Source organism: Paraburkholderia fynbosensis (assembly GCF_902859935.1).
GTDB lineage: Bacteria > Pseudomonadota > Gammaproteobacteria > Burkholderiales > Burkholderiaceae > Paraburkholderia > Paraburkholderia fynbosensis.
In genome coordinates, this window is the sequence record NZ_CADIKI010000004.1 from 134,705 (window position 1) to 161,345 (window position 26,641).

Below are 26,641 nucleotides of genomic sequence, written 5' to 3' on the forward strand. Positions count from 1 at the left end.
CCGACAGGTTGAGCCACATGTACGCCATTCCCACAGCTTTCGTGGCCGCGCTGTTCGTGGTGTTCGGGCTATATGTATTCGTCACCCAGGGGATCACGCGGCTGTCGGGGCCGTTTCTGCTGATGTGCGCGACGACCTTTGCCTGGCAGGGCACGTGGACGCTGCTGTTCCAGACCGACAACCCGCAGCTCGCCGGCGTGCTGGTCAGGCTGGGCTATCTGTTCATCCTCTTTCTGCCCACCACGTTTTATCACTTCGTCATCGAGGTGGCGGCGCGGCGGCGTGAGCAGCCGCTTCTGTTCGCCTCGTATGGCCTGTGTCTGGTGCTGGCCGCGCTGCTGCCCGGCCACGAAGTGATTGCGGGCTATCAGGCGCACTTCTTCGGTTTCTATCCGGTCGCGGGGCCGCTGCATCCGTTGCATGTCGTGCAGACTATGGTACTGGCCGGGCGCTGCGCGCAGATTCTGCTCGCAGCGCGCCGGCACGCCCGCGGCGAAGCACGCAAGCGCCTCGATCTCTGCTTCGCGAACCTGTGCCTGTACTCGTTCGCGGCGGTCGATTACGCGGTCAACTACGGCTATGGGTTCTATCCGCCGGGCGTGCTGTTCATCGCGCTCAGCCTGGGGCTGCTCGCGCTCATGATCGTCCGTTATCAGCTGATTCACCCGTATGCGCTGGCGGCCACCATCGCGCACGAGTTCACGACGCCGCTCGCGACCATCGGCCTGCACGCCGACGAGATCGCCGGCGTCTGGGCGCAGATGTCCAACGGTCAACGGATGCCGGCCACGCACGGCCCTCATGAAGAGCACGCGCAGCCGGGGCAGTTCGAGCGTATCGGCCAGCTTGCCACTGCAATCCGGCGCGAGGTGTCGGGCACCAGCGCGATGGTCGACATGATGCTCGCGTCGTTCACGCTCGACCGCCTGGATCGCAGCCGCTTCAGTGCGCATTCCGTGCAGCAATGTGTGGCATCGGCGCTGGAGCGTTATCCGTTTCGCGGCGACGAACGTGCGCGCGTGAGCGTCATGCCGATCGATCCGGAGCTGAGGTTTTCGGGCTCGGATACGGTGGTGGTCTTCGTCCTGTTCAACCTGCTGAAGAACGCGTTGCACGCGATTCGCGTCAAAGGCGCGGGCCGGATCATGATCAGTGCCGTTCAGGATCAGAACTTCTGCGTATTGCAGTTCCGCGACACCGGACCGGGCATCGCGCCCGACGTGCTGCCGTATATCTTCGACGCCTTCTTCTCGACCAAGCGTCACGGCAGCGGCGCGGGCATGGGGCTCGCATTCTGCCGTCGCGCAGCGCTCATGCTGGGTGGGAGTATCAAATGCAGCTCGACGCAAGGCGCGCATACCACCTTCACGATACGGCTGCCGGTTCCGGGCACGCCAGCTGATCGCGCACTACGCGCGCCGCCGCCGCGTTCTGGGCGCTGGCTTTGACGCGCGGTGTCGAGCGTCGGGGTTCGCTGGTGATAGGTTCCATCGGCGCACGCGCGTTGCCGTTCTAAATCACGCGAGCAGTGGGGTTGCGTAAAACGCGCAATTGCAGATAGATCGCGGTGACCATTTCGATCAACGTGGCAAGTCCGGCTCGCTCCCATTGCGCCGCGTGCCGGCGGATAAGCCGATCACGCGTCCCGCGAACCTTGGCGGCGGCAACAGCGCGTGAGTGTCGGCCAGTTCCCGCAGGCGGGTTTCGACATCGGCGTCGAACGCTGCAGCGCGTGGCCCGCTGGTATCGACGTGCAGCAACATCTGCTCGCCCGCGGCTACCGGCGCGTCGTCATGACCGCTCCACATTTCGAGGTACAGGTGCAGCCGCTTCGCGTCATGCGCGAGCACGCGCATGTCGACGCGAACCGGTGCGCCTTCCTTGATTTCATGCAAATAGCTGACGTGGGCTTCGAGCGTGTAGATCGAACGTCGCCGCGCTTTGCGCTCCGCATCGGGCAAACCGATCAGGTCGATCAGTGAATCGGTCGCGAAGCTGAAAACCAGCATGTAGAACGCGTCGCGCAAATGCCCGTTGTAATCGACCCATTCGGACCGCACGACGTCGCGATAGCAGGGCAAAGCAGCGTATTGCGGCATGGGAAGGGTCTCCGTCATTCGAATGCATTGGGTTGGAAGCTGCGCGCGCTCGCGATGTGCGGGTGCGGGCGGCAGTGCATCGCTGCGCGCGGTCGGCGTCGTCAGTTTATAGCCCACGGGCGCGAACCCGCGCACGAGGGCCAATTGGTGCTGTCTGACGCAACAGTGAATATTTGATTTAGGTGTTTACCCTAGGTCACCTGACTCCTAGACTCTCTACATTCGCTGCCGAACCCGACAGGTCTGCAGCGCCGCAAAGACAATCTCTGGAGGTAGGAATCATGAAATCGCTGATCGAAGCTGCCGTCATCGCCGCTCTCATTACCGCGCCGCTTGCCGCGTTTGCTCAATCCAACCAGCCGCTCACTCGTGCTCAAGTACGCGCCGAACTGGTCCAACTGGAAAAGGCCGGCTATAACCCGGCCAGCGCGGACGCCGACGATTATCCGGCGAACATTCAGGCGGCCGAAGCGCGCGTCGCAGCTCAAAACGCCACCGCCCAAACCAGCGGCTATGGTTCGGCAAGCCAAGGTTCGTCGCAAGCCGGCAGCCGCGCCGATGCGCAGTCGAGCTCGTATTCGGCGCCGGTCGTCCATTACGGTCATTGAGCGGCGACGGCGCGAGCGTGCGTCTCGCGCCGCGGCCAAACTCTGCATCGAACACGAATGGCTTGCTTCACTGGCGGATCGGTGAAGCAAGCCATTCTGCATTCCGGCGCGCTCGCCGTTACGCATCGCGTGCGCCAGTCGATCCACACCGTGAAAAACGGGCGCAACTGCTGCAGGTTGTCCACGGTTTCCAGCTTGTTGACCTGTTCGATAAGCTGCTGCGTCTTGCGCTCACCGGGAACCGGCGCCACCAGATCGCGCGCCTTCGCATTGCTGCGCTCGTTGTCCGGCGTCAGGCCGTATTGCTTGCGCAAGGTGAGGAGTGCGTCCAGTGGAGACTGGACCGAATAGGCGACCGAGTACGTCTTGATCGCCGTCTCGGTGACGTAGAAGCGGCTGCCGAGTCCGTCGAGCATCGCTTCCGGCTTCGGACTGGCACGATAGTGCAATGAAGAAATTGTTGGTGCCGTCGAGCACATCGCAGACGCCGGTGAAGCGCGACTTCGCCATGTCGAGCGCCGGCACTTACACTGCATTCCGAACTCCTGTTGTGAGCCGGTCGCTACGGACATTTACCAGCGTGCAAGCGGTCCTGGGGGCGTATGCGCAGCTTTACACCACGACGGCCCAGCGTGACTCCTTGATCGCTGGAGCACACGGGCACTACGGGGCACTTCGCGTGGCGCGATGCGCCAGCGACTCTCGCCGGGTATCGTCTACAACCCGCTGGTTTTCAGCAGCACCGGGTCGTTGCGATACAACTCCGGAAACATCCGCTTCAATCCGCTCACCTTCGGCAGATCGTTGATGGCGATATACGGATAGTCGGGATGCAGCACGAGGAAGTTCTGGTGATAGTTCTCCGCCGGATAAAAGCCCTTGTAGTCCTCGACCCGCGTGACGATCGGCCCGGAAAACACGTGCGCCTTGTCGAGCTGCGCGATATACGAGGTCGCGACGCTGCGCTGTTGCGCATTGGCGGGGAAAATCGCCGAACGATATTGCGTGCCGTGATCGGGGCCCTGGTAGTTCAATTCGGTGGGATCGTGCGCGACCGAGAAGAAAATCTGCAACAGACGTCCGTAGCTGATTTGTGTCGGGTCATACGTGATCTGTACCGACTCCGCGTGCCCGGTGTCGCCATCGCTGACGGTTTCATAGTGCGCGGTGCCGGCCGCGCCGCCCGCATAACCGGCGGCGACCTGCTTCACGCCCCGCACGTGTTCGAATACACCTTGCACGCCCCAGAAACAGCCGCCCGCGAAGACCGCGGTTTCGCTATGCGTGGCGCCGGCCTGTTCGTCCTGCACGGGCGGGGGAATCTTCGTCGGCGCTTCGGCGGAGTTGGCGATGCGCTGCGCGGCCAGCACGCTCGCCGCAATCGCGACACAACCCGCGACTCGGGCGAAGGTCGAGCGTTTGCGCAACGAAGCCTTGATGGCAGATGTCGTGTTCATGATGCCGGTTCCTCGAGAGTCATTGATGGTCGTTGATTGATGACGCGGCCCGGATCAGCCGAACGTGAATGCGTATGCCTGCACGCCGGGATCGAGAAACTCGATTGAGAACGTGTGGTCCGCGACACCCCCCGGCTGGCGCACGAGCTGGTAAAGGCGTTGTTCGGTGACCGTGCCGCGTCCATCGGCGGCGCTGTCGGCGCCATGGGCCGCACCGGGGGCCGCGCCATCGACGCTCACGCGAAAGCGCACCGGCTTGCCGTCCGCGGCCGGGCCCAGCACCAGATGCAGGTCGCGTGCGTGAAAGCGGTAGACGATGCGCCCGTGGGCCGCCGCGAGATCCGCCTGCTCGGCGCCGACCTTCCATGCGCCGGCCAGGCCCCATTCGTTGACGGCGAGCTGCGAAGGTGCCGTGTACGTGCGCACCTTGTCCTGCGCCGCGCCGCCGGGCGACGCGAAGTTCTCCGCGCGCTGGTAGCCGATGTAGGTTTCCGGCGACTGCAGATCGGCGTTATCCGCCGCTGCCTGCACGCCTTGCGCGCTCGTGCCCGCGATGCCGAGCGCGACCTTCTCCGCATTCGCATGCCCCGCTTCGGCGAGCAACTGCTGGATCACCTTCTCCGACTCCGCGTAATCGCCTTCGCCGAAATGGTGGTAGCGGATCTGCCCTTGCGCATCGACGAAATAGTGCGCCGGCCAGTACTGGTTGTTGAAGGCGCGCCAGATCGCGTAGTTGTTGTCGATGGCTACAGGGTAGTCCACGCCGAGGTCGTGCGCGGCCTTCTTCACGTTGTCGATGTTGCGCTCGAACGCGAACTCCGGCGCATGCACGCCGATCACGACGAGCCCCTGATCCTTGTACTTCTGCGCCCACGCCTTGACGTACGGCAGCGAACGCAGGCAGTTGATGCACGAGTAGGTCCAGAAATCGACCAGCACGACCTTGCCGCGCAGGGCTTGGGTGGTCAGCGGCGGCGAGTTCAGCCACTGAACCGCGCCGTCCAGCGGCGGCAGCGCGCCTTCGACGGGCAAGGGCGCCGCGTCTGACGCGGCGTGCGTCGCGCGCATCATCGAAGCGGAGGCGTTCACGGTGGCGGCGCTCGTGTTGGCATCGGCGGCAGTCGGAATGGCGCTGCGCATCATCGCGCCGCCGGCGTCAGCATTGGTGCCGGCGCCAGCGTCCGCGACGAGCGGCTTTGCCCGCGTCGCGCCGGGCGAGAGCCGGTCCACGAGTTTCTGTTCGAGACCGCCGGTGGCGACCGTCGACACCCGCGCCAGCACGCCGGTGTCGAGGCCGAGCGAGATCGCCACGACGCCCAGCAGCATCGCCGCGCCGATCCCACGGCGAATCCATTCGCCCGCGCCCAGCGAACGCTTCATCGCCGTGAACACCCGGCCGCCGATCAGAAGCGCCACCGCGAGCGAGGTCGCGGCCCCCGCCGCATAGGCCGCGAGCAACAACGTCGTGCCGACGCTTGCGCCACGCAGCGCCGCGCCGGTCAGGACCAATCCGAGGATCGGCCCGGCACATGGCGCCCACAGCAAGCCCGTCGCGATGCCGAGCAGAAACGACGAACCCGCGCGAACCTGCTGGCCGTCGGCCTGCGCGAAATTCGACAGACGGTTGCCCGCGCTCACGAACGGGCGCATCACATGATCGGCGAAACGCGGCAGCAGCAGCGTCAGGCCGAACACGGCGAGCAACGCGATGGCGAGCCAGCGGCCATACTGGTTGGCCTGCGTGACCCAGCCGCCGCCGACCGCGGCGAGTGTCGCGACGAGCGCGAAGGTGAGGGCCATGCCGGCTAGCAAGGGCAGGCCGCTGCGCACGAAGGGCTGATCGGCGCGCGCGAAAACGAACGGCAGAACCGGCAGGATGCACGGACTGAGGATCGTGAGAGCGCCGCCGAGGTAGGCGAGAACGATGAGTAGCATGGCGATTCCGGACTTGAAAGTGGTCGTTCGGTAGGCGTGCCGGCTCAGGTGGCAGCCGGTGTAAAGGTCATCGCGACGCCGTTCATGCAGTAGCGCAGGCCGGTCGGGTGCGGGCCGTCGTCGAAGACGTGGCCGAGATGGCCGCCGCAGCGCCGGCAGTGCACCTCCGTGCGCGACACGCCGAACGAGCGGTCCTCGCGGGTGGCCACCGCGTGATCGAGCGGCGCCCAGAAACTCGGCCAGCCGGTATGGCTGTCGAACTTCGTGCGCGACGAGAACAGGTCGAGCCGGCAACCCGCGCAAGCGAACACGCCCGCGCGATGTTCGTCGTTCAGCGGGCTGCTGTACGGTCGCTCGGTGCCTTCGTGGCGGAGCACGGCATATTGGGCCGGCGTCAGCGATTCGCGCCATTGCGCGTCCGTGCGGGTAATTTCGAAGCTTTCACCCGGCGCGGCGCTATCCGCTGGCGCGGCGGCGAGCGGCCGCCAGCGGCTCGCGGCGGCCAGCGCGGCGAGCGCCGCCGCGCCTGAAAAGAAGAAGCGCCTTCTGCTTTGCATGATGAGCCCCTCGGTGGGTAGTCGCGCGAGGTTGCGCGCGTTTGCTGAAAGTGGCCTCATCGTAGGGCGGCGCCGATGTCGAAGTCCTCACGAAAAGTTAAATTAAATGTGATAACTCGCCGCCCGAAAATTTTGCACAATGACGGCACGGCCCGCACAGGCTGAAGCGCTTTTGCCCGCCGGATCCTGCCACCGCGGGTTCCCGCGCGTCCCTTTATGTTCCTGCAAGCACCCGAAGCCTTCCATGGACCAACCGAAGCGCATCCTGATCGTCGAAGACGACGTCGACATCGCCAACGTACTGAGCCTTCATCTGCGCGATGAACGTTATGAAGTGGTGCACAGCGCCGACGGCAACGAAGGGCTGCGCCTGCTGGAGCAGGGCGGCTGGGACGCGCTGATCCTCGATCTGATGCTGCCCGGCGTCGACGGTCTGGAAATCTGCCGCCGCGCGCGGGCGATGACGCGTTACACGCCGATCATCATCACCAGCGCGCGTTCGAGCGAAGTGCACCGCATTCTCGGCCTCGAACTCGGCGCCGACGACTACCTCGCCAAGCCGTTCTCCGTGCTCGAACTGGTGGCGCGCGTGAAGGCGCTGCTGCGGCGCGTCGAAGCGCTGGCGAAGGATTCACGCATCGACGCGGGCAGCCTGCAGATCGCCGGCCTGACGATCGATCCGCTGACGCGCGAAGCCGCGGTCGACGGCAAGCCGATCGAACTGACGCCGCGTGAATTCGACCTGCTGTATTTCTTCGCGCAGCATCCCGGCAAGGTGTTCTCGCGGATGGATCTGCTCAACGCCGTGTGGGGCTATCAACACGAGGGTTACGAGCACACGGTGAACACCCATATCAACCGGTTGCGCGCGAAGATCGAGACCGATCCGGCCCAGCCCGAGCGCATCCTCACCGTCTGGGGACGCGGCTACAAGCTGGCCGTGGCCGGCGCCGATGCGCCGGCGCAGGCCGCCACGCACAAGGACGCGCCGTGAATCTGACGCTGACGCAGCGGCTCTCGCTCGTTTTCTCCGTGCTATTGCTCGCGTGTTGCGGCGCGTCGGCATGGCTGCAGATCCGTTCGAGCGATCTGCACGAAAAGGAAGTGGTGCAGAGCCTGTCGAAAAACCTCGCCGACCATATCGCGCACCGCACCACGCTGATGGACGCGAGCGGCCTGCGACCCGACGCGGTGCGCCAGTTGTTCGGCCAGTTGATGATGGTCAATCCGAGCGTCGAGGTCTATCTGCTGGACAACCAGGGGCGCATCGAAGGCGAGGACGCGCCCGCGGGGCACCTCAAGCGCGAACATGTGGATTTGGCGCCGATCCGGCGCTTCATCGCGGGCGACGCATTGCCGATCCTCGGCGACGACCCGCGCAGCATCGACGGCAAGAAGGTGTTCAGCGCCGCGCCGCTGCAAACGAACGGGCAGCCGCCGTCCGGCTACATCTACGTGGTCCTGCTCGGTGAAGAGCACGACGCGCTCGCCGCGCGTGTCGCGGCGAGTTCGGTGTTGCGCACCACGTTGTGGTCGATGGCGCTCGTCGCGGCGCTGGGGTTGCTCGCGGGCTTGACGGCGTTCGGCCTGATCACCCGGCCGCTGCGCCGTCTCACGGATGCGATGCGCCGCTTCGACGCGGACGGCGCGCCGGACGTGCAGCCGAGCGTGCCGCGCTCGGCGCCGCCCGGACAGCGCGACGAAATAGCCGTGCTCGAAACGACCTTCGCGCAGATGGCGAGGCGCATCGGCGACCAGTGGCGTGCACTGACGCGACAGGACCAGCAGCGGCGAGAACTGATCGCGAATATCTCGCACGATTTGCGCACGCCGCTGACGTCGCTGCACGGCTATCTGGAGACGCTGTCGCTGAAGGCCGACTCGCTCGCCGAAACAGAGCGCTCCCGTTACCTGGCGATCGCGCTCGCGCAGAGCGTCAAGGTGGGGCGGCTCGCACAGACGCTATTCGAACTAGCGCGGCTCGAACACGGCAACGTGCAACTGGTGCTCGAACCGTTCTCGCTGGTCGATCTGGTGCAGGACGTGTTCCAGAAATTCGAGTTGCCCGCCGAGGCGCGGCATATCCGCATGCGGGCGGGCATTCCGCCACGCCTGCCGAACGTGTGCGCCGATCTGGGGATGATCGAGCGCGTGTTGACGAACCTGCTCGACAACGCGATTCGCCACACGCCCGCCGAAGGCGCGATCGACGTCGATCTGGCTTATAAGGACGGCAAGGTGGAGGTGACCGTCAGCGATACCGGACCGGGCATTCCAGCGGCGCAGCGCGAGGGGCTGTTCGAGCGTCCGTTCAGCGCGAGCGGCGGGCATCGTGGCGGCGGGCTCGGCTTGCTGATCGTGCAGCGCATGCTGCAGTTGCATCACAGTCAGATACGTTTGCTCGATCGGGATGGACGGGGTACGACGTTCCGCTTCGAGCTGCCGACGGCGGATCAACCGAGCGCCGCCGGCGCCCGGCTTTAACCCGGGTTCAGATACCGCCCACGCACAGGTACTTGATAACCACGTAGTCGTCGATATCGTAGTGCGAGCCCTCGCGGCCGAGACCCGATTGTTTGACGCCGCCGAACGGCGCGACTTCGTTCGAGATGAGGCCGGTGTTGATGCCCACCATGCCGTATTCGAGCGCTTCGGCGACGCGCCATACGCGACCGATGTCGCGGCTGTAGAAATACGATGCGAGGCCGAACTCGGTGTCGTTGGCGAGGCGGATTACTTCGTCATCCGATGCAAAGCGGAACTGCGGCGCGAGCGGCCCGAACGTTTCATCGCGCGCCACCTTCATGGCTGGCGTGATATCGGCGAGCACGGTCGGCTCGAAGAAGCCGTGAGCGAGCGCGTCTTCGATATGCAATTCGACCTTGCGCACCGCCGCATCGTTGATCAGCGTACCCTGCGTGACGCCGTCTTCAGTGCCACGGCCGACCTTCAATTGCTCGACGGCGACGCGCAGCTTTTCGGTGAACGCGTCGTAGACCTTGTCGTGCACATAGAAGCGGTTGGTGCAGACGCAGGTCTGGCCGCTGTTGCGATACTTCGACGCGATCGCGCCGGCCGCCGCGGCGTCCAGATCGGCGTCGTCGAACACGATGAACGGCGCGTTGCCGCCCAATTCGAGCGACACCTTCTTGACCGTGGGCGCGCACTGCGCCATCAGCAGACGGCCGACCGGCGTCGAGCCGGTGAACGGCATTTTGCGCACGACCGGGTTGCCGGTCAGTTCGGCGCCGATCGCTTTCGGCTCGCCGGTCACGACGTTGAACACGCCGCGCGGCACGCCCGCGCGCTCGGCCAGCACGGCGAGCGCGAGCGCGCAGAGCGGCGTCGCTTCGGCCGGTTTGACGATGATCGGACAGCCTGCCGCCAATGCCGGTCCGACCTTGCGGGTGATCATCGCAGCGGGGAAGTTCCATGGCGTGACCGCCGCGCAGACGCCGACCGGTTCCTTCGTCACGACGATGCGTTTGTCGCTCGCTGGCGTGGGAATGGTGTCGCCGTTCACGCGCTTGCCTTCTTCCGCGAACCATTCGAGAAACGATGCGGCGGGCAGGGCTGGAAAAGGCCTTAAAACAGGCCTTAAAACTGCTGTTAAACCGCCACTGCCACGCTTTCCTTCAACACGTCTTCGAGAATCGCCATCGCTTCGTCGAACACGGTGTCCTGAATCGTCAGCGGGAACAGGAAGCGCACCACGTTCGAGTAGACACCGCACACCAGCAGCAGCAACCCGCGTTCGAGCGCGCGCGCCTGCACACGCTTCGTGAAGTCCGCATCCGGTTCGGTGCCGCCCGGCTTGCAGAATTCGACCGCCACCATCGCGCCCGGGCCGCGCACGTCGGCGATCTGCGGCACGTCGCGTTGCAGCGCGTTCAGCTTGGCCTTGACGCGTTCGCCGAGCGCCGTGGCGCGCTCGCACAGCCGCTCTTCGTCGATGATGTCGAGCACCGCGTGCGCCGCCGCCAGCGCGAGCGGATTGCCCGCATAGGTGCCGCCGAGGCCGCCCGGCGCGGCCGCGTCCATCACGTCGGCGCGCCCGACCACGCCCGACAGCGGCATGCCGCCCGCGAGGCTCTTGGCCATTGTCATCAGGTCGGGCACCACGTCGTAGTGATGCATCGCGAACAGCTTGCCGGTGCGGGCGAAACCGGTTTGCACTTCATCGGCGATCAGCAGGATGCCGTGCTCGTTGCACAGCTTGCGCAACGCGCGCACGAACTCGACCGGCGCGGGATAGAAACCGCCTTCGCCTTGCACCGGTTCGAAGATGATCGCGGCCACGCGCTTCGGATCGATGTCGGCCTTGAACAGGAATTCGATGGCCTTCAGCGAATCGGCGGTGCTCACACCGTGCAGCGGATTCGGGAACGGCGCGTGAAACACGTCCGATGGGAACGGCCCGAAGCCGCTCTTGTACGGCGCGACCTTGCCGGTCAAGGCCATGCCCATCAGCGTGCGGCCATGGAACGCGCCGGTGAATGCGATCACACCCGGACGGCTGGTGGCGGCGCGGGCGATCTTGATCGCGTTTTCGACGGCTTCGGCGCCGGTCGTGAAGAAGGCGGTTTTCTTCGGATAGTCGCCCGGCGCGCGCTGATTGATTTTCTCGGCCAATTCGACATACGAGGCGTACGGCACGATCTGATACGCGGTGTGCGTGAAATGATCGAGCTGGTCGCGAATCGCGGCGACGATCTTCGGATGACGGTGGCCGGTGTTGCACACCGCGATGCCCGCGGCGAAGTCGATGAAGCGGCGGCCCTCGATGTCCCACAGTTCCGCGTTCTCGGCGCGCTCGGCGTAGAAATCGCACATCACGCCGACACCGCGCGGCGTGGCGGCATCCTTGCGGCTCTTCAGTTCGGCATTCTTCATGGTCATCTCTTTCGCTCCCGGTTTTTGGCGGACGCCTCGCCCACGGCGCGGCACATGCAGCGACTATAATGAGATTTGGCCCTTAACTTCAGAGCCATTTCAATAAAAATGTAGGAGCCAATCATGCGCGCGAGCGTGTTGTCGGACTGGCTGGCGCAGCGTCTGGACCGGGGCAACGGTCAGCCGATCTATCGCCAGTTGCACCGGCTGTTGCAGCAGGCAATCCTGTCGCGCGAATTGCCGGCGGGCAGCAAGGTGCCGTCGTCGCGGCTGCTCGCGCAGGAACTGGGTATCGGGCGCAATACCGTCACGCAGGTGTACGAGCAACTGGTGCTCGAAGGCTATGTGAATTCGGCGACTGGGCGCGGCACGTTCGTCGCCGACAGCGCGCCGGACGAGATCATCGGCGCGCCCGATGCGGACCCGGCGCAGGCGCGCGGTGCGGCTTCGACACAAGCCGCAGCGGCATTGCCATTGCCGCAGCCCGCGACGCGCGCGCTGTCCACGCGCGGCGCGCGGCTGATCGCGGGCGCGGGCGTGTCCAAGCGTCAGTGGGGCGCGTTCATGCCGGGCGTGCCGGACGTCACGAAGTTTCCGGCGCGCGTGTGGAGCCGTCTGCACAACAAATATTGGCGCAGGCTGCGCCCGGACCTGCTCACTTACGCGCCGGGCGGCGGGCTGCCCGCGCTGCGTCACGCGCTGGCCGACTATCTGCGCACCTCGCGCTCGGTGCGTTGCACGCCCGGGCAGATCATCATCACGACCGGGATTCATCAATCGGTCGATCTCGCCGTGCGTCTGCTGTCCGATCCGGGCGACGTGATCTGGACCGAAGACCCGTGTTACTGGGGCGTGCGCAGCGTGCTGCACGTATCCGGCCTGCAATCGCGGCCGATCGCCGTCGACGTCGAAGGCATCGCGCCTTGCGCCGACGATCTCGCGCAGCCGCCCAAGCTGATGCTCGTCACGCCGTCGCATCAGTATCCGCTCGGCACGGTGATGAGCCTCGCGCGGCGCCGCATGTTGCTCGAATATGCGCGGCAGCATCAATGCTGGATCATCGAGGACGATTACGACAGCGAATTCCGTTATGGCAGCCGGCCGCTCGCATCGCTGCAAGGGCTGGACACATCGGGTCAGGTGATCTATGTGGGCAGCTTCGGCAAGACGCTGTTTCCGGGGTTGCGCATCGGCTATCTGGTCGTGCCGGAAGCGCTGGCGGAGAGCTTCGCCACGGCGAGCGCGGAGTTGTATCGCGAGGGCCAGTTGCTGCAACAGGCGATGCTCGCGGAGTTCATCGCCGAGGGGCATTTCACGTCGCATATCCGCAAGATGCGCACGCTGTACGGACAGCGCCGGCAGACGCTGCTCGACGCCGCGTCGCGACGTTATGGCGATGCGTTGCCGGCGGTGGGGGGCGACGCCGGTCTGCATCTCGTCATGCAGTTGCCCGATGGCAGCGATGATCGCCGCGTGGCGGCCGCTGCGCTGGCGCGCAATATCATCGTGCGGCCGTTGTCGGGGTATTACGCGCAGCCGTCGCTGGCGCCTTCGGGGTTGCTGATCGGTTATGCGTGCGTGCCGGACGAAGAGATCGCACCGGCCTTCGACACGCTTGCCGAGGCGATCGACGCGACACTGCCGCAGTTTGCGTGAGGGCGCGGGTTGGCCGAGCTGGGCGTAACGTCGCACGTCTCCTTTAACGCGCCATACAAAGCGCCTTCGTCAAGTCATCCATGAGGCTTCAAGGCAGTCTCATCGCAACGCATCGCGCCACGCGCCACGCATCGCCGCGCCGGCACCCGTCATATCCGAATCAACACAGCGCCGAGCGTCACGAGTGCGCATGCCACGATGCGCCGCGCGGTCAGCTTCTCGTGCATGAACAGCCAGCCGATCAGCACCGCGAAGATCGAACTCAACTCGCGCAGCGCGGAGACCATTGCGATCGGCAGATAGCGGTAAGCCTCGATGATCAGGCAATACGCGGCCAGCGCGAGCACGCCCGCCGTCATGCCCTTGAGCACCACCGTCCGGCCGATGAACAGTCCTTTGGCGCCGCCGCGCCAATGCCAGGCGAGCAGAAACTGCGGGATGTTCCAAAGCAGATAGACCCACATGATGTAACTCAGGCCGTTGCCCGCCACGCGCGCACCGATGCCGTCGACCACCGAATAGGTGGAGATGAAGAGTCCGGTCAGCAGCGCGAACGGCACGCTCTCGCCGGAAAAGCGCATGCCGCGCCGAAACGCCAGCGAGACGATGCCGAGCGATACCAGCGCCACCCCGATCGCGGCCAGCGGCTTGAGCGCCTCGTGGGCGAACACCAGCGCGCCGACGAACACGAGCATCGGCGACAGGCCGCGCGCAATTGGATAGATCTGGCCGAAGTCGCCGCTTTGGTACGCGCGGATCAGCGCGAGCAGATAGCCGCACTCCAGCACTACCGACGCGCAGATGTACGGCCACGCGGCCGGCGCAGGCATCGGCAGCACGATCACGCCGACCGCGCTGATAACCACATACGGTATCGCCATCATGCCGAGCAGCCAGATGCGGTCTCCGGAGAGATGCAGAAACGCGTTCCAGGTGGCGTGAAGCAGCGCGGAGAACAGCACCAGCAGGACGACAAAGGGTTCCATCGACTACCAGGGAAGGGGGAGGAAAGACCGGGACGCCGGCCGCAAGCCGGTGATTATTCCAGCAGAACGCGGGAACGCAGGAGTGGACGACTAAAGCGAAGGGGCTTTATGTGGAGAAACGCGGCGATTTATGGCGTGAGATAAAGTGAGGCGGGGGTGTGCGATCAGTTGGCATTGGCGTGCGGCGGCGGTTGCTGCGGCGAGGGGGCAGGGGTAGACGATGCTCGTACCGCGCGCTGCCCGCGCCCGCTTCGCCAGACCGCCCGGCCACCATTACCTACTGTGCTTGCGATCGGCGAGTGGTCGAAACATGCTCTCTCCACTCGCGCATTGCGGGCTCTGATTCGGCGCAAGGTTAGCTTGAGACCGGATTCAAGGCAGCCCGCCCATCCAGCACCGCGGCGACATTGTCCAGTGCCGTAAAACCCATCTGGTCGCGCGTCTCCATCGTGGCGCTCGCCATATGGGGCGTCAGGAACACGTTGTCGAGTTCTGCGAAGCGCTGGTCGACATTGGGCTCGTTCCGGTAGACGTCCAGACCCGCGCTGAACAGATGCCCCGATGTCAGCGCTTCATAGAGCGCATCTTCGTCCACTAGCCCGCCACGTGCCGCGTTGACGAAAACCGCGCCCTTGGGCAGGCGCTGAAATTCTTTTTTAGTCATCAGCGGGACACCGCCGCCCGGCACGTGCAGCGTCAGCACCTGGCAGTGCGGCAGCATTTCATCGAGGCTCGCGTAAAACGTCGCGCCATTTTCCAGCGATGCCGGCGCGCGGCTGATGTCCGTGTAGATCACGCGCATGCCGAAGCCTTGCGCACGCTTCGCAACCGCCCGGCCGATCCGCCCGAATCCGACGATGCCGAGCGTCTTGCCATTCACCCGCGTACCGAGCATCTCGGTCATGCCGAACGATTTGCCCCAGCCGTTACGCATGATTCGCTCGTATTCCGACGCGCGGCGGCAGGCCGCCAGCACGAGCAGCATGGAGAAATCGGCCGTGCATTCGGTCAACGCGTCGGGTGCGTTCGTGACGACGATGCCTCTTTCGCGGGCGGCGGCCACGTCCATGTGATCGAAGCCTGCGCTCGCGTTCGCGATGATCTTCACCGTCGAGGGCAGCGCGGCGATGTGTTCCGCCTGCAAACCCGATTTTTTACCGATCAGTATGGCCGGCACCTCGTGCTTCTTGCAAAAGTCGACGACAGACCACGAGTCCATATCGGACTCGGTCACGAAGGCATGGAATTCGGTCTCGGCGCGATTCGCCACGGCAGTGGGGACCTTTCGCGCAATCAACAGCCTGGTGCGGTGATTTTCCAGCATGGTTTTTCCTTGGATGGACAGACGTCGAGAGACTACGAAACCCCTGAGGAGGCCGTCAATGTTGATTCGATGAATCAACTTATTGAACGTGATGCGTCTCCTGTTCGTTCCGACGCACCCTGCGTCGTGTTGCCGGCAACTTGCGTATCAGGAAAACCCTAATGCGAACCCCATCGGTAGGGCGCTCAGATGTTGATTCAATGAATCAAGATTGCTCGCCCCCGTCGTGGATGCAACTCTCCTTCCGTGTTCAATTGAATTGCCGGAGGAAGTGAAATGCCTGCATCGAAGAAGTTCGCCGCTGTGACGGGCGCCGGGTCCGGTATCGGCCGCGCTGCCGCTGTGGCGCTCGCCAACGCCGGGTTCACTGTCGCGCTGATTGGGCGCAGAGCCGAGCCGCTGCTGGAAACGAAAGAAGCAATCGGTATGGCCGGTGGAGAAGCGCAAGTATTTCAGGCCGACGTTGCCGATGCGGCATCGGTCGAGCACGCGTTCTCGCAGATCGCCCAGGCATTCGGCCGGCTCGACGTGCTCTTCAACAATGCGGGCCGTAACGCGGGGGCCGTGCCGCTCGAAGACTACGAGGTCGATTTCTGGAACGATGTCGTGGCCACCAATCTGACCGGCGTGTTTTTATGCGCTCGGGCTGCTTATCGTTTGATGAAGGCGCAATCGCCTCAAGGCGGACGCATCATCAACAATGGATCGATCTCCGCTCACTCGCCGAGGCCGCATACCATCGCCTATTCAGCCACGAAACATGCGGTCACCGGCATCACTAAATCGATTGCGCTGGACGGACGTGCATTCAACATTGCCTGCGGCCAAATCGATATCGGCAACGCAGCCACCTCTCTCACGGAACGCATGAATCGCGGCGTACTGCAAGCCGACGGACGCGTGGCGCCCGAAGCCCGAATGGACGTGACGCACGTGGCGAACGCGGTCGTGCATATGGCCAGCCTCCCGCTCGAGGCCAATGTGCTCAATATGACCATCATGGCGAGCGCGATGCCGTTCGTCGGCCGCGGATAAGTTGACCTTGCGCCAAATATAAAAAAACAGCAGGCTCATGTCATGGAGACACCGATGAAAGTCGTAGAGGAACAAACATTAGCGGCGCGAAACCCGGCGTACGCGGATTCCACGAAACGCACGAGGGTGCGCTACGTCGTGCTCTCGATGTTGCTCGTCGCCACCATCCTCAATTATGTGGACCGGTCGGCGCTGGGCATCGTTGCGCCGAGCCTGTCGAAGAGCCTCTCGCTCAACAAGATGCAGATGGGCGAGCTATTCGCGGCATTCGGCTTCGCCTATTCGATCGCGCTCGTGCCCGGCGGCGTGCTGACCGACGTTCTCGGTTCGCGCCTCGCCTATGCGCTGTCACTTGTCGGCTGGTCGTTCGCCACGCTGACGCAAGGCCTCGCGACCGGCTATCACATGCTGCTCGGCTCGCGGCTCGCCACCGGCGCAATGGAAGCCCCCGCGTTTCCTTCGAACGCGCGCGCCGTGACGTTGTGGTTTCCCGCCCGGGAACGCGGCTTCGCAACCAGCGTCTACGTGATGGGGCAATACATCGGAACGCCCTTGTTTACCGGCCTGTTGTTGTGGATCTCCGCCGCGTACGGTTGGCGTACGGTGTTTTTCGTTACGGGCGGCTTCGGCATTCTGTTCAGTCTGATCTGGTATTGGGTTTATCGCGATCCGCATCGCCACGCCGGCGTGAATGCCGCCGAGATGGAATACATCAATGAAGGCTCCACGGCCGCGCGCAAGCCGCGCGAGAAGTTCGACTGGCGCATGGCGCTCAAGCTGCTCAGCTATCGGCAGATTCTCGCCATCTGTCTCGGGAAGTTCTGCAATAACACCCTGCTGGTCTTCTTCACCACGTGGTTCATGACGTATCTGATCGAAGCGCGCCACATGTCGATGATCAAGGTCGGCATTTTCCAGGCACTGCCTTTTATCGGCGCGACGATCGGGATTCTCGCTGCGGGCTCCCTGTCGGACTTTTTCATCCGGCGCGGGGTGTCGATTTCCACCGCGCGCAAGGCTCCGTTGATCATAGGCACGCTGCTCGGCGCGTCGATCGTGCTCGTGAATTTCGTCGAGTCGAACGAAGTGGTGATCGCCATCCTGACCGTTGCGTTCTTCGCGCAAGGTGTCGGGTCCATGTCGTGGGCCGCGGTCTCTGAAATCGCACCGCGACAGTACGTGGGACTGACCAGCAGTATCACCAGCCTCGCGGCCAATATCGCGGGCGTCACCACGCCGCTCATGATCGGCTACATCACCCAGCACACGGGCCACTTCTATTGGGCCCTCAATCTGATGGGCGCGATATGCCTGCTCGGCACGCTGTCGTACTCCGTGCTGCTGGGGAAGCTTTCCCGCATCGAACTGTGATGCTTTTGACTTTCCGGTGAAATCGAATGATTGAATTCAAGTGGGACCATCTGCAATTGTGTTCGGCGGACGCCGAGGCGACCGCCGCATGGTTTGCACGCTGCTTGAACGCCGAAATCGTGCGGCGCCCGGGACGGGTGGATTTACGCATCGGCGGCATCAACCTGTTCATCACACCAGTGGCGAGCGCGCCAACCGCGCGGCCTGCTCATGGCGAGCGCAAGCAGGGCATCGATCATTTCGGGGTGACCGTGGATGATCTCGATGCCGCGTTCGCGCACCTGCTGGATTGCGACGCGGAAATCGTCGAGCCGGTCAAGCAGGTTCGGGCCGGTGTAAGAGCGTGCTTCGTGCGATCACCGGGCGACATCCTGGTCGAAATCCTGGAGCGACGGCCCGCGGAGATGACTTTTACCTGAAAAGACGTCAGTATTGACGCTGAGTCGGATCGCGCTCGCTTGCGAGGCGCGGTCCGCATCGTGACCGCCACGCTTTCCGTTCCACCGCATCACCGCACGCGCCACCCCATGCAAAACTGGATCACTCTGACTGAAGCGGCTCGACAACTCGGAGTGCGCCCGCAGACCATTTATGCCTACGTAAGTCGCGGCACGATCGCCGTCATGCCGGATCCACACGACCCGCGCAAGAGCCTCTATCGTGCCGAGGACGTCGCCGGTTTGTGCCGCAAGAAGCAGGTGGGGCGCAAGCGTGAGGCGCTCGCCGCCGGGACGATATTCGGCGCGGAGCCCTGCATTTACAGCGGCATCACTGCCTTCTCGAAGGGGCGGCCGTATTACCGGGGACGGGACACCATCCGGCTTGCGGAAACGGCGACGCTAGAGGACGTGGCCGCCATTCTCTGGAATGCGCGCGCGTCCGTTTCCTTCGACATTGGGGATTTGCCGCTGCAGGGTGACGAACGCGGCAGGCAATGCGCGTTCACGTCGCTGGCGGCGCTCGCGGCCTGCGGGCACTCGACCCTCGGACGCACCGACAGCGCACTGCATGTCGAGGCCGGCCGGCTCGTGGCGCTCATTGCGCAAGCGTTTGGCGCGCGATGTGACACGACTGCACGACTGACACATGAACGGCTCGCGCTCGGTTGGGGCCAGGACCGCGACGGCGCCGAACTCATCCGCAGGGCCATGGTTCTCGTGGCCGACCATGAGATGACGAGTTCGGCGTTCGCCGCGAGGATTACCGCCTCCACCGGCGCATCGTTGCCGGGTTGCCTGCTCACGGGACTCGCGACTGTTTCAGGGCCTTTGCACGGCGATGCGTCTGGCCGCGTGCGGGCCGTGTTCGACGACGTCGGAAGACTCGGTGCGGATCAGGTCGTTGCCCATCATTTGCAGTCGGCCATTCCAATTCCGGGATTCGGGCATCACCTGTATCCCGACGGCGATCCGCGGGCGAGCGCATTGCTCGAAGTACTGGATCCGCCGCGCGAGATCACGTCTTTCATCGACAAGGTGGTGGCGTTGACCGGGCTCAAGCCGAATATCGACGTTGCGCTGGCTACGTTGGCGGCGCAACTGGCGTTGCCGCGCGATGCGTCGTTCGCGCTGTTTGCAACGGCGCGCAGCGTGGGACTGCTCGCGCATTCTATCGAGCAGTTGCGGGTGGGCAAGGTAATACGGCCACGAGGTCGCTATACCGGGCGCGCGTTGGAGGATGCGGGTTCCGCGCTGCCGGCGGAAGACGGCGGTAATGCGATCGATCCGGTTACGCTGGACAGGAATCGCGTGTTTAAGGTGGTTGAGCGTTGAAGGAAGGTGGAGCTGGGTTTGCGCTCGGCATCAGTCACCACCTTTAAAAGATTACGTAGATTTTCGTCTCACGGGAACGCGTATCGGCGCGATGTAAAGGATGGCGTCCCATCTTCCCGCCGAACAGATCGCCAGATCACTTCTACCGGAGAAGATCCATGTCGAACCCTTGGAAGGGGTGCTGCCTTTGCGGCGCGGTGCAATACGAAGCTCGGGGCGCCTCACTTGCACAGCTTATCTGTCACTGCCGGGATTGTCAGCGCGCTTCGGGCTCGGCAGGATTGCCTGTCGTTGTAGTGAGAGCCGCAGACTTCTCATTCACAGGCGAGATTAAGCCTTATACGACGATCGGCGGCAGCGGGATGCCGACAACGCGCAATTTTTGCGCTCACTGTGGCAGCCTCCTATTTGGAACACCGCGTCACGCACCGGAGATCGTGACCATCTATGCCGGAACGCTTGATGATCCTTCACGGTTCAAGGCCGAATTCGTTCAATTCACATCTGAACGCAATGAGCTGGACGGCAACCAATCGGAGATTCCTCAACATTGGGGAAGGGCTCCCTGACCGACACAATCAAAAATGCCGGCTTTCCGCAGGGGGCCAATCATTCTGCAGACCCGTGGTCTGCGCTGTCAGTTTCATTAGATGTCGTGCAATGCCGAACGAGTGACAAACAGACGCTCGATCGATTCGCCGTTGATTGAATCGGCTAAAGTTGCCGTAGTTCTTTTCCTGAAACTTTACTTTATGGTGGTCGTGGTAGAGTCGAACGTCTTTCATTGTCGCGTAGCCCTTATGTCGACACGCATCGAATCTGAATCCGTCGCTCCGGCGGACCGTCAACAAGGCATGGGAGGCGCCGCCGCGGCGCGAAGCGTGAACATGCAGATTCCAGCGATTGTTCCAGCCCGAACCGCTCTGGTGGTCATGCATTATCAGACCGACATCCTCGAGTTATTTCCCTCGGTCGCGCCCACGTTGCTAGCCAATACGCGCAAGCTATGTGATGCTGCGCGGGCCAAAGGTGTCAGCGTCTATTTCGCCAAGATCCACTTTAGTCCGGGCTATCCGGAAGTCAGTCCGTTGAACAGGAATGGGCAGGGGATCAAGCAACTGGGTCTATTCGTCGACGACCAGATCTCGCCGGAACTCGGCCCGCAGGCCACCGAACCGGTCATCATTGCGCATCGTGCGAGCGTGTTCTTTGGCACTGACTTGCAGGTTCGGCTTTCCGCGCAAGGTATCGATACGCTGCTCATGGTAGGCATTGCGTCGACCGGTGTCGTGCTCTCGTCGGTCGCGTACGCGAGCGATGCGGACTTCCGCCTGGTCACGGTCAAGGATTGTTGCTACGACCCGGATCAGGTCGTGCACGAACATCTTTTTGCTACGGCGTTCGATTCGCGCACGACGGTGCTCTCGCTCGCGGATGCCTTGTTGTTGCTTGGCTAGCGCAGGTTGGCCTACGCCGGCTTTGGGATGTGAATACGGATCGCTTGAACCGAATCAACGAACCGAGATCCGGTGAGTCGTCAAGCGATTCGGTGGCGGCACCGAAAGCCTCCCCAAAGCCTCGCAACCTACTGCTGCGCAGTACAGACGAAAACAAGATCATATGAAGCGAAGCTATCGGGCGTTATATCGCCCGATTCACTCGCGAGCGCAATCGCTCGATCAAGCGAATCCGAATCGAGCGCTTCGATCACGAGGAGACCCGCGAATTCTCCTTCCGAACTTCGGCGCATCGACTTTTCCTGTGTGGCAATCGACGTCGCGTCGTTTTTCACGGTCATTATCTGGACGTTCGCGATCCAGTCGTTTTTTGCCAGCCTGTTCACCAGTTCGCGTCCTTGATTGCCGCGCAATGAATCCGGCAGGGCGCCCTCGAAGCGAGCGATGGCAACGCGGCCACCGTGTCCGGCAGGGTTGCCGCCTTGCGCGGAAATGACGCCTCCCCCTCGACGAAACTGCTCCAGTGTAGGCATGATTCGCCGCGTCCACGGAGTGGGATCGTTCAGTCGTTCGAGGTACCCGGGGCTCGACATCACGTCCGCGTTGTCGAGATCGTAGAGCATCACGTACTCCGACGGCCGGCTGCCACGTCGTTTGAGAACCCGGCCGGATCGAAAGCCGGGTACGCTTACGCGCTCGAAGACGTGTTCCCGTGTAAGCCAGTGCATGTAGTCGGTTTCAGACTCGGAGGCGATCGTGCTCCAGATCGCGAGCAAACCGGTTGCTTCGTTGGTCATCTGCGTTCTCGCTGGTTGCTTCTCGGAAGAGGGTGGGTATGTGTGACGCCGTTCAGGAAAATGCGCGCGGCCCTTTTCCTGTGTGAGGATCAGTAGGTGGCCTGGCGCGAGACAGGTTCATGCACGCCGGCAATCTCAGCCGCCGAATCAAGGCGATTCATGTCGATGCCTGCGGTCTCCGGTCCGATTGCGATCATGCAGAACGACAGGATATTGAGCGCCCCGACCAGCGCGACGAGTGCCCAAGGTGAGCCGTTGCCCAGATGCAGCAGCCACGTAGCGACAACCGGAATTGGGCCGCCCGCGAACAGGCTCGCGCCAGTGAAAGCAAGCGCCGAACCGGAATAGCGGACATTGGTGGGAAACACTTCAGCAAAAGCGACCGGTTGAATGCCTGTCTGGACCTGGGTGAAAGCCATGAAAAGGCCCATGGCAATCGCCATCGGCACGAAGCTGCGCGTGGCGAGCACCTGAAAATAGAACATCATGATCACGAACGTCGCGGCCGACGCGAGCAACAATGCGCGCTTGCGGCCGATCCGGTCGCTGAGCAAACCGCCGCCGATCGAACCCACGATAGCGCATGCATTGGCGATCATCAGCAACATGAAGCCGGTCTGCTTGGGTACGCCGAGGGTGTTGGTCAGATAGCTCAACGTGAACACGACGGCGAGATAGAACAGCGCGGTCGGTCCACAAAAGAACAGCATCATGCGCAAGATCGTCTTGTAGTGCAGGCGGAATGCGTCCCGTAACGGACTTCCAACCTTGGCGATCGAAGATTGTTGCATCTTGACGAACGCGGGCGTCTCGGCCACTCGCAACCGGATATAAATGCCCACCAGCACGAGGACAAAGCTCAGGACGAAAGGAATACGCCAACCGTAGCTCGTAAAGGCGGCGGCAGTCATCGTCGATGAAAGCAGCAGGAGTACTGCATTGGCGAGAATCTGGCTAAGCGGCGCGCACATGCCTATCAAACCCGAGTACTTGCCCCGCCGGTCTGCCGGCGCATGTTCGAGCGCCATGAGTTGACCGCCGGTCGACTCGCCGCCGAGCGCGAAGCCCTGGATGATTCGCAGAATCACCAGCAGCAAGGGGGCGTAGACGCCGATTTGCGCATACGTTGGCAATAGCCCCATCAGCACCGACGTGAGCCCCATCACCGATACAGTGCCGAGCATCAGGTTACGACGGCCGACCTTGTCTCCGAAGTAACCGCAGATGATCGCGCCGAGCGGGCGCGCCGCCAATCCGACGCTGAAAGTCGCGAGCGAAGCGAGCGTGGCCGAATTCGAATCCATGGCCGGAAAGAACAGCTTTGGCAATATGGTTGCCGCGACCGCTCCGTAGAGCGTGAAATCGAACCATTCGAGCGCCGTACCCAGCGTGGCTGCGCTGACCGCCCGGTTAGCCATGGAATGCGAAGCACCTTTGTCGGTAACGTCGTTCATGCGTGTCTCCTGCTGTTGTGAAATAGGCGATTGGCCATTTATTTGAGCTGATTTTTACTTCGACATACTAAATGTAAGGCCGAGGCGAAGACGAAGATCATTTCGCCTTGCTGCAGTCCCGAATGGGATTGAACAAACCGCGCGCCGAAAACGGCCGCTTCAGCGTCCGGCACTCTCCGTGTGGCTCGCGTTGTGCAGCGCCTGTTTGAGCATCGGCGATACTCCGCTTGCCTCGGAGAGTTCCGTCGCGGTCGACATGAGTGCGGGAACCAGTTCTTTCATTCGTTCGTCTGTCAGGCGCGACATCGGTCCGGCGATGATCAGGATCGCGCGTACCTCGCCGTTTGCCGCGTGCACCGGCGTGGCCATGGAACTCATGGCGGGCAAAAACATGTCCTGCGTCGTCGCGTAGCCGTTTTTGCGTGCGAGTTTGATCATGGGCAGCAGGGCTTTGAAGGTCGTCGGCGCGCGCGGACCGAAGTCGGCCGGCATACCGAAACCTTGTTGCGATACGAGCCTGAATGCATCTTCCTCGCTCTTGCCCGCGAGCCAGATCATGCCGGCCGCGCTGCACGAAAGGGTGACCGCGCGGCCCATCTCGGGATCGTAGCGAATGCCCTGGCGCGCGCCTTGCGCCTTGGCAACGTAAATGAGCTGCTCACCATCCACGATGGCAAGGCGGATCAGTTCACCCGATGTCGCGGCAAGCCGCTCCAGAATTGGCTGCGCGACGTCCACCACGCCACCGGCGCTCAGAAAGCGCAGACCCAGCGACGGCATCTTCATGGTCAGCGAGAATTCGCCACGCCGTTCGTCCTTTCGCACATAGCCTTGATCGACGAGGTCCGCGAGCAGCCGATGAGTTGCACTCACCGGCAGATCGAGGGCAGTCGAAAGTTCTGAAAGCGTTTTGCCCTCGGGCGCATTGGCGAGGTCTTCCAACACACGAAGGATGCGTTCGGCTACGGCGCTCATTGCTTGTCACCTTGAATCCACGGCTTTCGGTCAGGCGCATCCCGATGACGCGCCGATCCGGCACAGGGCCCATATTAGTGGAAAGTCTTTCCAAAACGCAAATACTTTTCGAAATCATGGTCAGCGAGGCAATTCGGTTTGTGGTCCGGCCTGCCTGCGGGCATCTTTCGATGCTCCGGATTTGATACGATGCCTCTCGCGCCGCGGACGTCAGCGAGCACACGGAGATATCGATGCCAGGAACCAGGCAGGACATGCATGACCGGGTTGAAGGCCATGCCGGACAAGGCGCAGGCGTTCTTTGCGCAAGCTATCGATCGCGCCATGTATAGCCTGCTTCCGGACAGTTTCGCGGAATACGACGACCTCAAGTCGATCCTCGAGCACGGCAGCGCGAGCTTCGAAATCGGCACGGTCTGCGAGACGACGGTGCGTGGCCGGCAATTCGCGGTTCACACGGCGAGCATTGGTTCGACCGATCCGCAGGCGCCCGCCATCGGGTTTTTCGGCGGCATTCACGGACTCGAGCGGATCGGCTCCCAACTCGTACTCGACTACATGCGCGCACTGCTCGCGCGGCTCGAATGGGACGAGTTGCTCGTACGCCAGTTGCAATCGATCCGTCTGATCTTCATGCCGATCGTCAACCCCGGCGGCATGTGGTCCGCCACCCGCGCAAATCCGAACGGTGTCGACCTGATGCGCAATGCGCCGCAGAACGCCGACGCCCGCGTGCCGCCGCTCGCTGGGGGGCAACGGCTCGGCCCATGGCTGCCGTGGTATCGCGGCCGCGAGGGCGAGCCGATGGAGCCGGAAGCTGCCGCGCTGCTGCATGTCGTCGCAACGCAACTGGCCGCGCGGCCTTTGAGCATCGCGCTCGATTGCCACTCCGGTTACGGCTGGAGCGACAGCATCTGGTTTCCGTACGCGCGAACCCGTAAGTCGATGCCGCATTTGCCGGAGATGTACGTGTTGAAAACGATGTTCGAGCGTGCGCATCCGCATCACGGCTATGCATTCGAACCACAGAGCCATCAGTACCTGTTGCATGGCGATCTATGGGACTTCGCGTACGACCGCGCGCCCGCGCCCAACATCTTCCTGCCGATGACCCTCGAACTCGGCTCATGGCTCTGGATCAAAAAAAACCCGCGCCAGCTGTTTTCGCGTCAGGGCATGTTCAACCCGGTCAAGGCGCATCGCACCGCGCGCGTGTTGCGTCGTCATGCGAACCTGCTCGACTTTCTGGCGCGCGCCGCCTTTTCGTCGCAGCGCTGGTTGCCGCAAGGCAATCGCCGCGAGCAACTGCTGCAAAGCGCAATCGACCACTGGTATAAACCGGACGCCGTATGAGCGCGTGGATTCTGCTGCGCGGCCTGACGCGCGAAACGCGCCACTGGGGCCGCTTGCCCGATGCGCTGCGCGATGCGGTCGGCGGTGGCCTGCTGCCGATCGATCTGCCCGGCAACGGCGCATTCGCGCACTTGCGCTCGCCGGCCTCGGTCGCGCAGATGGTCGGCTTCGTGCGCCGTGCTGCTTTGCACGCCGGGGTGCCCGGTCCGTATCGCGTACTTGCGATGTCGCTTGGCGGGATGGTGGCGACGGACTGGGCGCAGCGGCATCCCGAGGAGATTGAACGGCTCGTATTGATCAATACCAGCATGCGGCCATTCAGCCGCGTGCATGAGCGGTTGCGGCCGTCGGCATGGCCCGGCGTGCTGGGTATCGCTTCGCACTGGAGCGACGCGCCGCGCGTCGAGCGCGGCATTCATCGGCTGACCTGCAATCGCGTCGACGATCTGGACGCGGATCTCGACGCATGGAGCGCGATTCGCCGCAGCGCGCCGGTGAGCCGCGGCAATGCGCTACGGCAGTTGTGGGCCGCCGCGCGCTTTACTGCTGCCGCTGCCGCACCGCGTGCTCCAATGCTGATCCTTTCTTCGCGGACGGACAGACTGGTCGATCCGGCGTGCTCAGCAAAGCTCGCGGCGGCATGGGCTGTGCCGCGGCGCGAGCATCCGTGGGCCGGTCACGATCTGCCGCACGACGACCCCGGCTGGATAGCCGAACAGGTGCGCGCATGGCTCGACACGGCGCAACCGCCCGAACACGCGCCCACGCAGGCCGTACCGAAACCCGTGCTTTAGGCGGCCGGCTGTGCAACCGCAGCATCCGCGAGGTTCAGCGGGTATTACCTAACTGCGGTCGTCGCCGGATTCGGGGCGGCAGGCGCATAATTCCTCTTCGGACGACGCATGTGAATCA

General features: G+C 63.3%; 24 protein-coding genes and 1 pseudogene. 13 read left to right on the top strand and 12 right to left on the bottom strand.

Going from position 1 to position 26,641, the window contains the following annotated elements; genetic code table 11:
• Positions 1-17: 17 nt before the first annotated feature.
• A complete protein-coding gene (locus HV770_RS08345) occupies positions 18-1,448 on the top strand; it encodes a sensor histidine kinase (RefSeq protein WP_175158956.1) in 1,431 nt (476 codons plus the stop codon).
• 132 nt (positions 1,449-1,580) lie between these two features.
• On the opposite strand, the gene HV770_RS08350 is transcribed toward HV770_RS08345, so the two are convergent.
• The gene (locus HV770_RS08350; protein WP_175158957.1) at positions 1,581-2,099 is read right to left on the bottom strand and encodes a thioesterase family protein; all 519 of its coding nucleotides are present in this window, start codon (positions 2,097-2,099) and stop codon (positions 1,581-1,583) included.
• A 281-nt stretch (positions 2,100-2,380) separates the two neighbouring features.
• On the opposite strand from HV770_RS08350, the gene HV770_RS08355 reads away from it, so the two are divergent.
• Complete coding sequence (locus tag HV770_RS08355) at positions 2,381-2,707, top strand: DUF4148 domain-containing protein (protein WP_175158958.1); 327 nt, start codon at positions 2,381-2,383, stop codon at positions 2,705-2,707.
• Here the strand turns inward: HV770_RS08355 and HV770_RS08360 are convergent.
• The 4 genes from HV770_RS08360 to msrB all read right to left on the bottom strand — a co-directional run bounded on the left by HV770_RS08360 (position 2,701) and on the right by msrB (position 6,656).
• On the bottom strand, positions 2,701-3,156 hold the full coding sequence (locus tag HV770_RS08360) for a hypothetical protein (protein WP_175158959.1): 456 nt from the start codon (positions 3,154-3,156) through the stop codon (positions 2,701-2,703). The genes HV770_RS08355 and HV770_RS08360 overlap by 7 nt on opposite strands.
• Before the next feature lie 267 nt (positions 3,157-3,423).
• Positions 3,424-4,164: a peptide-methionine (S)-S-oxide reductase MsrA gene (gene msrA / locus HV770_RS08365; protein ID WP_175158960.1), complete on the bottom strand. Its 741-nt coding sequence runs from the start codon at positions 4,162-4,164 to the stop codon at positions 3,424-3,426.
• Positions 4,165-4,218: 54 nt separating this feature from the next.
• Complete coding sequence (locus HV770_RS08370) at positions 4,219-6,099, bottom strand: cytochrome c biogenesis protein DipZ (RefSeq protein WP_175158961.1); 1,881 nt, start codon at positions 6,097-6,099, stop codon at positions 4,219-4,221.
• Positions 6,100-6,143: 44 nt separating this feature from the next.
• Entirely contained in the window at positions 6,144-6,656 is a 513-nt protein-coding gene (msrB, locus tag HV770_RS08375; RefSeq protein WP_175158962.1) for a peptide-methionine (R)-S-oxide reductase MsrB, read from the bottom strand.
• Between the two features lie 244 nt (positions 6,657-6,900).
• Between msrB and HV770_RS08380 the strand changes: the two genes are divergently transcribed.
• Both HV770_RS08380 and HV770_RS08385 read left to right on the top strand, forming a co-directional pair.
• The gene (locus tag HV770_RS08380) at positions 6,901-7,650 is read left to right on the top strand and encodes a response regulator transcription factor (RefSeq protein WP_175158963.1); all 750 of its coding nucleotides are present in this window, start codon (positions 6,901-6,903) and stop codon (positions 7,648-7,650) included.
• Positions 7,647-9,140, top strand: coding sequence for a HAMP domain-containing sensor histidine kinase (locus HV770_RS08385; RefSeq protein ID WP_175158964.1), 1,494 nt, complete (start codon positions 7,647-7,649; stop codon positions 9,138-9,140). The genes HV770_RS08380 and HV770_RS08385 overlap by 4 nt, the downstream gene beginning before the upstream one ends.
• Before the next feature lie 7 nt (positions 9,141-9,147).
• Here the strand turns inward: HV770_RS08385 and HV770_RS08390 are convergent.
• Both HV770_RS08390 and HV770_RS08395 read right to left on the bottom strand, forming a co-directional pair.
• A pseudogene (locus tag HV770_RS08390) lies at positions 9,148-10,221 on the bottom strand (NAD-dependent succinate-semialdehyde dehydrogenase); the annotation flags it as partial.
• Between the two features lie 44 nt (positions 10,222-10,265).
• Positions 10,266-11,549, bottom strand: a complete 1,284-nt coding sequence (locus HV770_RS08395; protein ID WP_175158965.1) for a 4-aminobutyrate--2-oxoglutarate transaminase — start codon at positions 11,547-11,549, stop codon at positions 10,266-10,268.
• 123 nt (positions 11,550-11,672) lie between these two features.
• On the opposite strand from HV770_RS08395, the gene pdxR reads away from it, so the two are divergent.
• Positions 11,673-13,205, top strand: a complete 1,533-nt coding sequence (gene pdxR, locus HV770_RS08400) for a MocR-like pyridoxine biosynthesis transcription factor PdxR (protein WP_175158966.1) — start codon at positions 11,673-11,675, stop codon at positions 13,203-13,205.
• Between the two features lie 149 nt (positions 13,206-13,354).
• Here the strand turns inward: pdxR and HV770_RS08405 are convergent, their stop codons facing one another.
• The gene (locus HV770_RS08405) at positions 13,355-14,191 is read right to left on the bottom strand and encodes a DMT family transporter (RefSeq protein ID WP_175158967.1); all 837 of its coding nucleotides are present in this window, start codon (positions 14,189-14,191) and stop codon (positions 13,355-13,357) included.
• Positions 14,192-14,546: 355 nt separating this feature from the next.
• Positions 14,547-15,515 (bottom strand): 2-hydroxyacid dehydrogenase, encoded by a 969-nt coding sequence (locus HV770_RS08410; RefSeq protein ID WP_175158968.1) that lies wholly within the window; start codon positions 15,513-15,515, stop codon positions 14,547-14,549.
• Between the two features lie 276 nt (positions 15,516-15,791).
• On the opposite strand from HV770_RS08410, the gene HV770_RS08415 reads away from it, so the two are divergent.
• The 6 genes from HV770_RS08415 to HV770_RS08440 all read left to right on the top strand — a co-directional run bounded on the left by HV770_RS08415 (position 15,792) and on the right by HV770_RS08440 (position 21,150).
• Positions 15,792-16,550, top strand: coding sequence for an SDR family oxidoreductase (locus tag HV770_RS08415; RefSeq protein WP_175158969.1), 759 nt, complete (start codon positions 15,792-15,794; stop codon positions 16,548-16,550).
• A 54-nt stretch (positions 16,551-16,604) separates the two neighbouring features.
• Entirely contained in the window at positions 16,605-17,921 is a 1,317-nt protein-coding gene (locus HV770_RS08420; RefSeq protein WP_175158970.1) for an MFS transporter, read from the top strand.
• A gap of 26 nt (positions 17,922-17,947) precedes the next feature.
• Positions 17,948-18,340, top strand: a complete 393-nt coding sequence (locus HV770_RS08425; RefSeq protein ID WP_175158971.1) for a VOC family protein — start codon at positions 17,948-17,950, stop codon at positions 18,338-18,340.
• A 108-nt stretch (positions 18,341-18,448) separates the two neighbouring features.
• Positions 18,449-19,693, top strand: a complete 1,245-nt coding sequence (locus HV770_RS08430; protein WP_175158972.1) for a citrate synthase family protein — start codon at positions 18,449-18,451, stop codon at positions 19,691-19,693.
• 158 nt (positions 19,694-19,851) lie between these two features.
• Positions 19,852-20,262: a GFA family protein gene (locus HV770_RS08435; RefSeq protein ID WP_175158973.1), complete on the top strand. Its 411-nt coding sequence runs from the start codon at positions 19,852-19,854 to the stop codon at positions 20,260-20,262.
• A gap of 285 nt (positions 20,263-20,547) precedes the next feature.
• Complete coding sequence (locus tag HV770_RS08440; RefSeq protein ID WP_175159180.1) at positions 20,548-21,150, top strand: cysteine hydrolase family protein; 603 nt, start codon at positions 20,548-20,550, stop codon at positions 21,148-21,150.
• A 128-nt stretch (positions 21,151-21,278) separates the two neighbouring features.
• On the opposite strand, the gene HV770_RS08445 is transcribed toward HV770_RS08440, so the two are convergent.
• From HV770_RS08445 to HV770_RS08455, 3 genes are all read right to left on the bottom strand, one after another.
• Positions 21,279-21,947, bottom strand: coding sequence for a hypothetical protein (locus HV770_RS08445; protein WP_175158974.1), 669 nt, complete (start codon positions 21,945-21,947; stop codon positions 21,279-21,281).
• A gap of 89 nt (positions 21,948-22,036) precedes the next feature.
• On the bottom strand, positions 22,037-23,401 hold the full coding sequence (locus tag HV770_RS08450; protein WP_175158975.1) for an MFS transporter: 1,365 nt from the start codon (positions 23,399-23,401) through the stop codon (positions 22,037-22,039).
• Positions 23,402-23,560: 159 nt separating this feature from the next.
• The gene (locus tag HV770_RS08455; RefSeq protein ID WP_175158976.1) at positions 23,561-24,376 is read right to left on the bottom strand and encodes an IclR family transcriptional regulator; all 816 of its coding nucleotides are present in this window, start codon (positions 24,374-24,376) and stop codon (positions 23,561-23,563) included.
• A 324-nt stretch (positions 24,377-24,700) separates the two neighbouring features.
• Here HV770_RS08455 and HV770_RS08460 point away from each other — a divergent pair, with 324 nt between their 5' ends.
• Both HV770_RS08460 and HV770_RS08465 read left to right on the top strand, forming a co-directional pair.
• On the top strand, positions 24,701-25,729 hold the full coding sequence (locus tag HV770_RS08460; protein ID WP_175159181.1) for a M14 family zinc carboxypeptidase: 1,029 nt from the start codon (positions 24,701-24,703) through the stop codon (positions 25,727-25,729).
• Positions 25,726-26,523 (top strand): alpha/beta fold hydrolase, encoded by a 798-nt coding sequence (locus HV770_RS08465; protein WP_175158977.1) that lies wholly within the window; start codon positions 25,726-25,728, stop codon positions 26,521-26,523. The genes HV770_RS08460 and HV770_RS08465 overlap by 4 nt, the downstream gene beginning before the upstream one ends.
• Positions 26,524-26,641 lie beyond the last annotated feature (118 nt).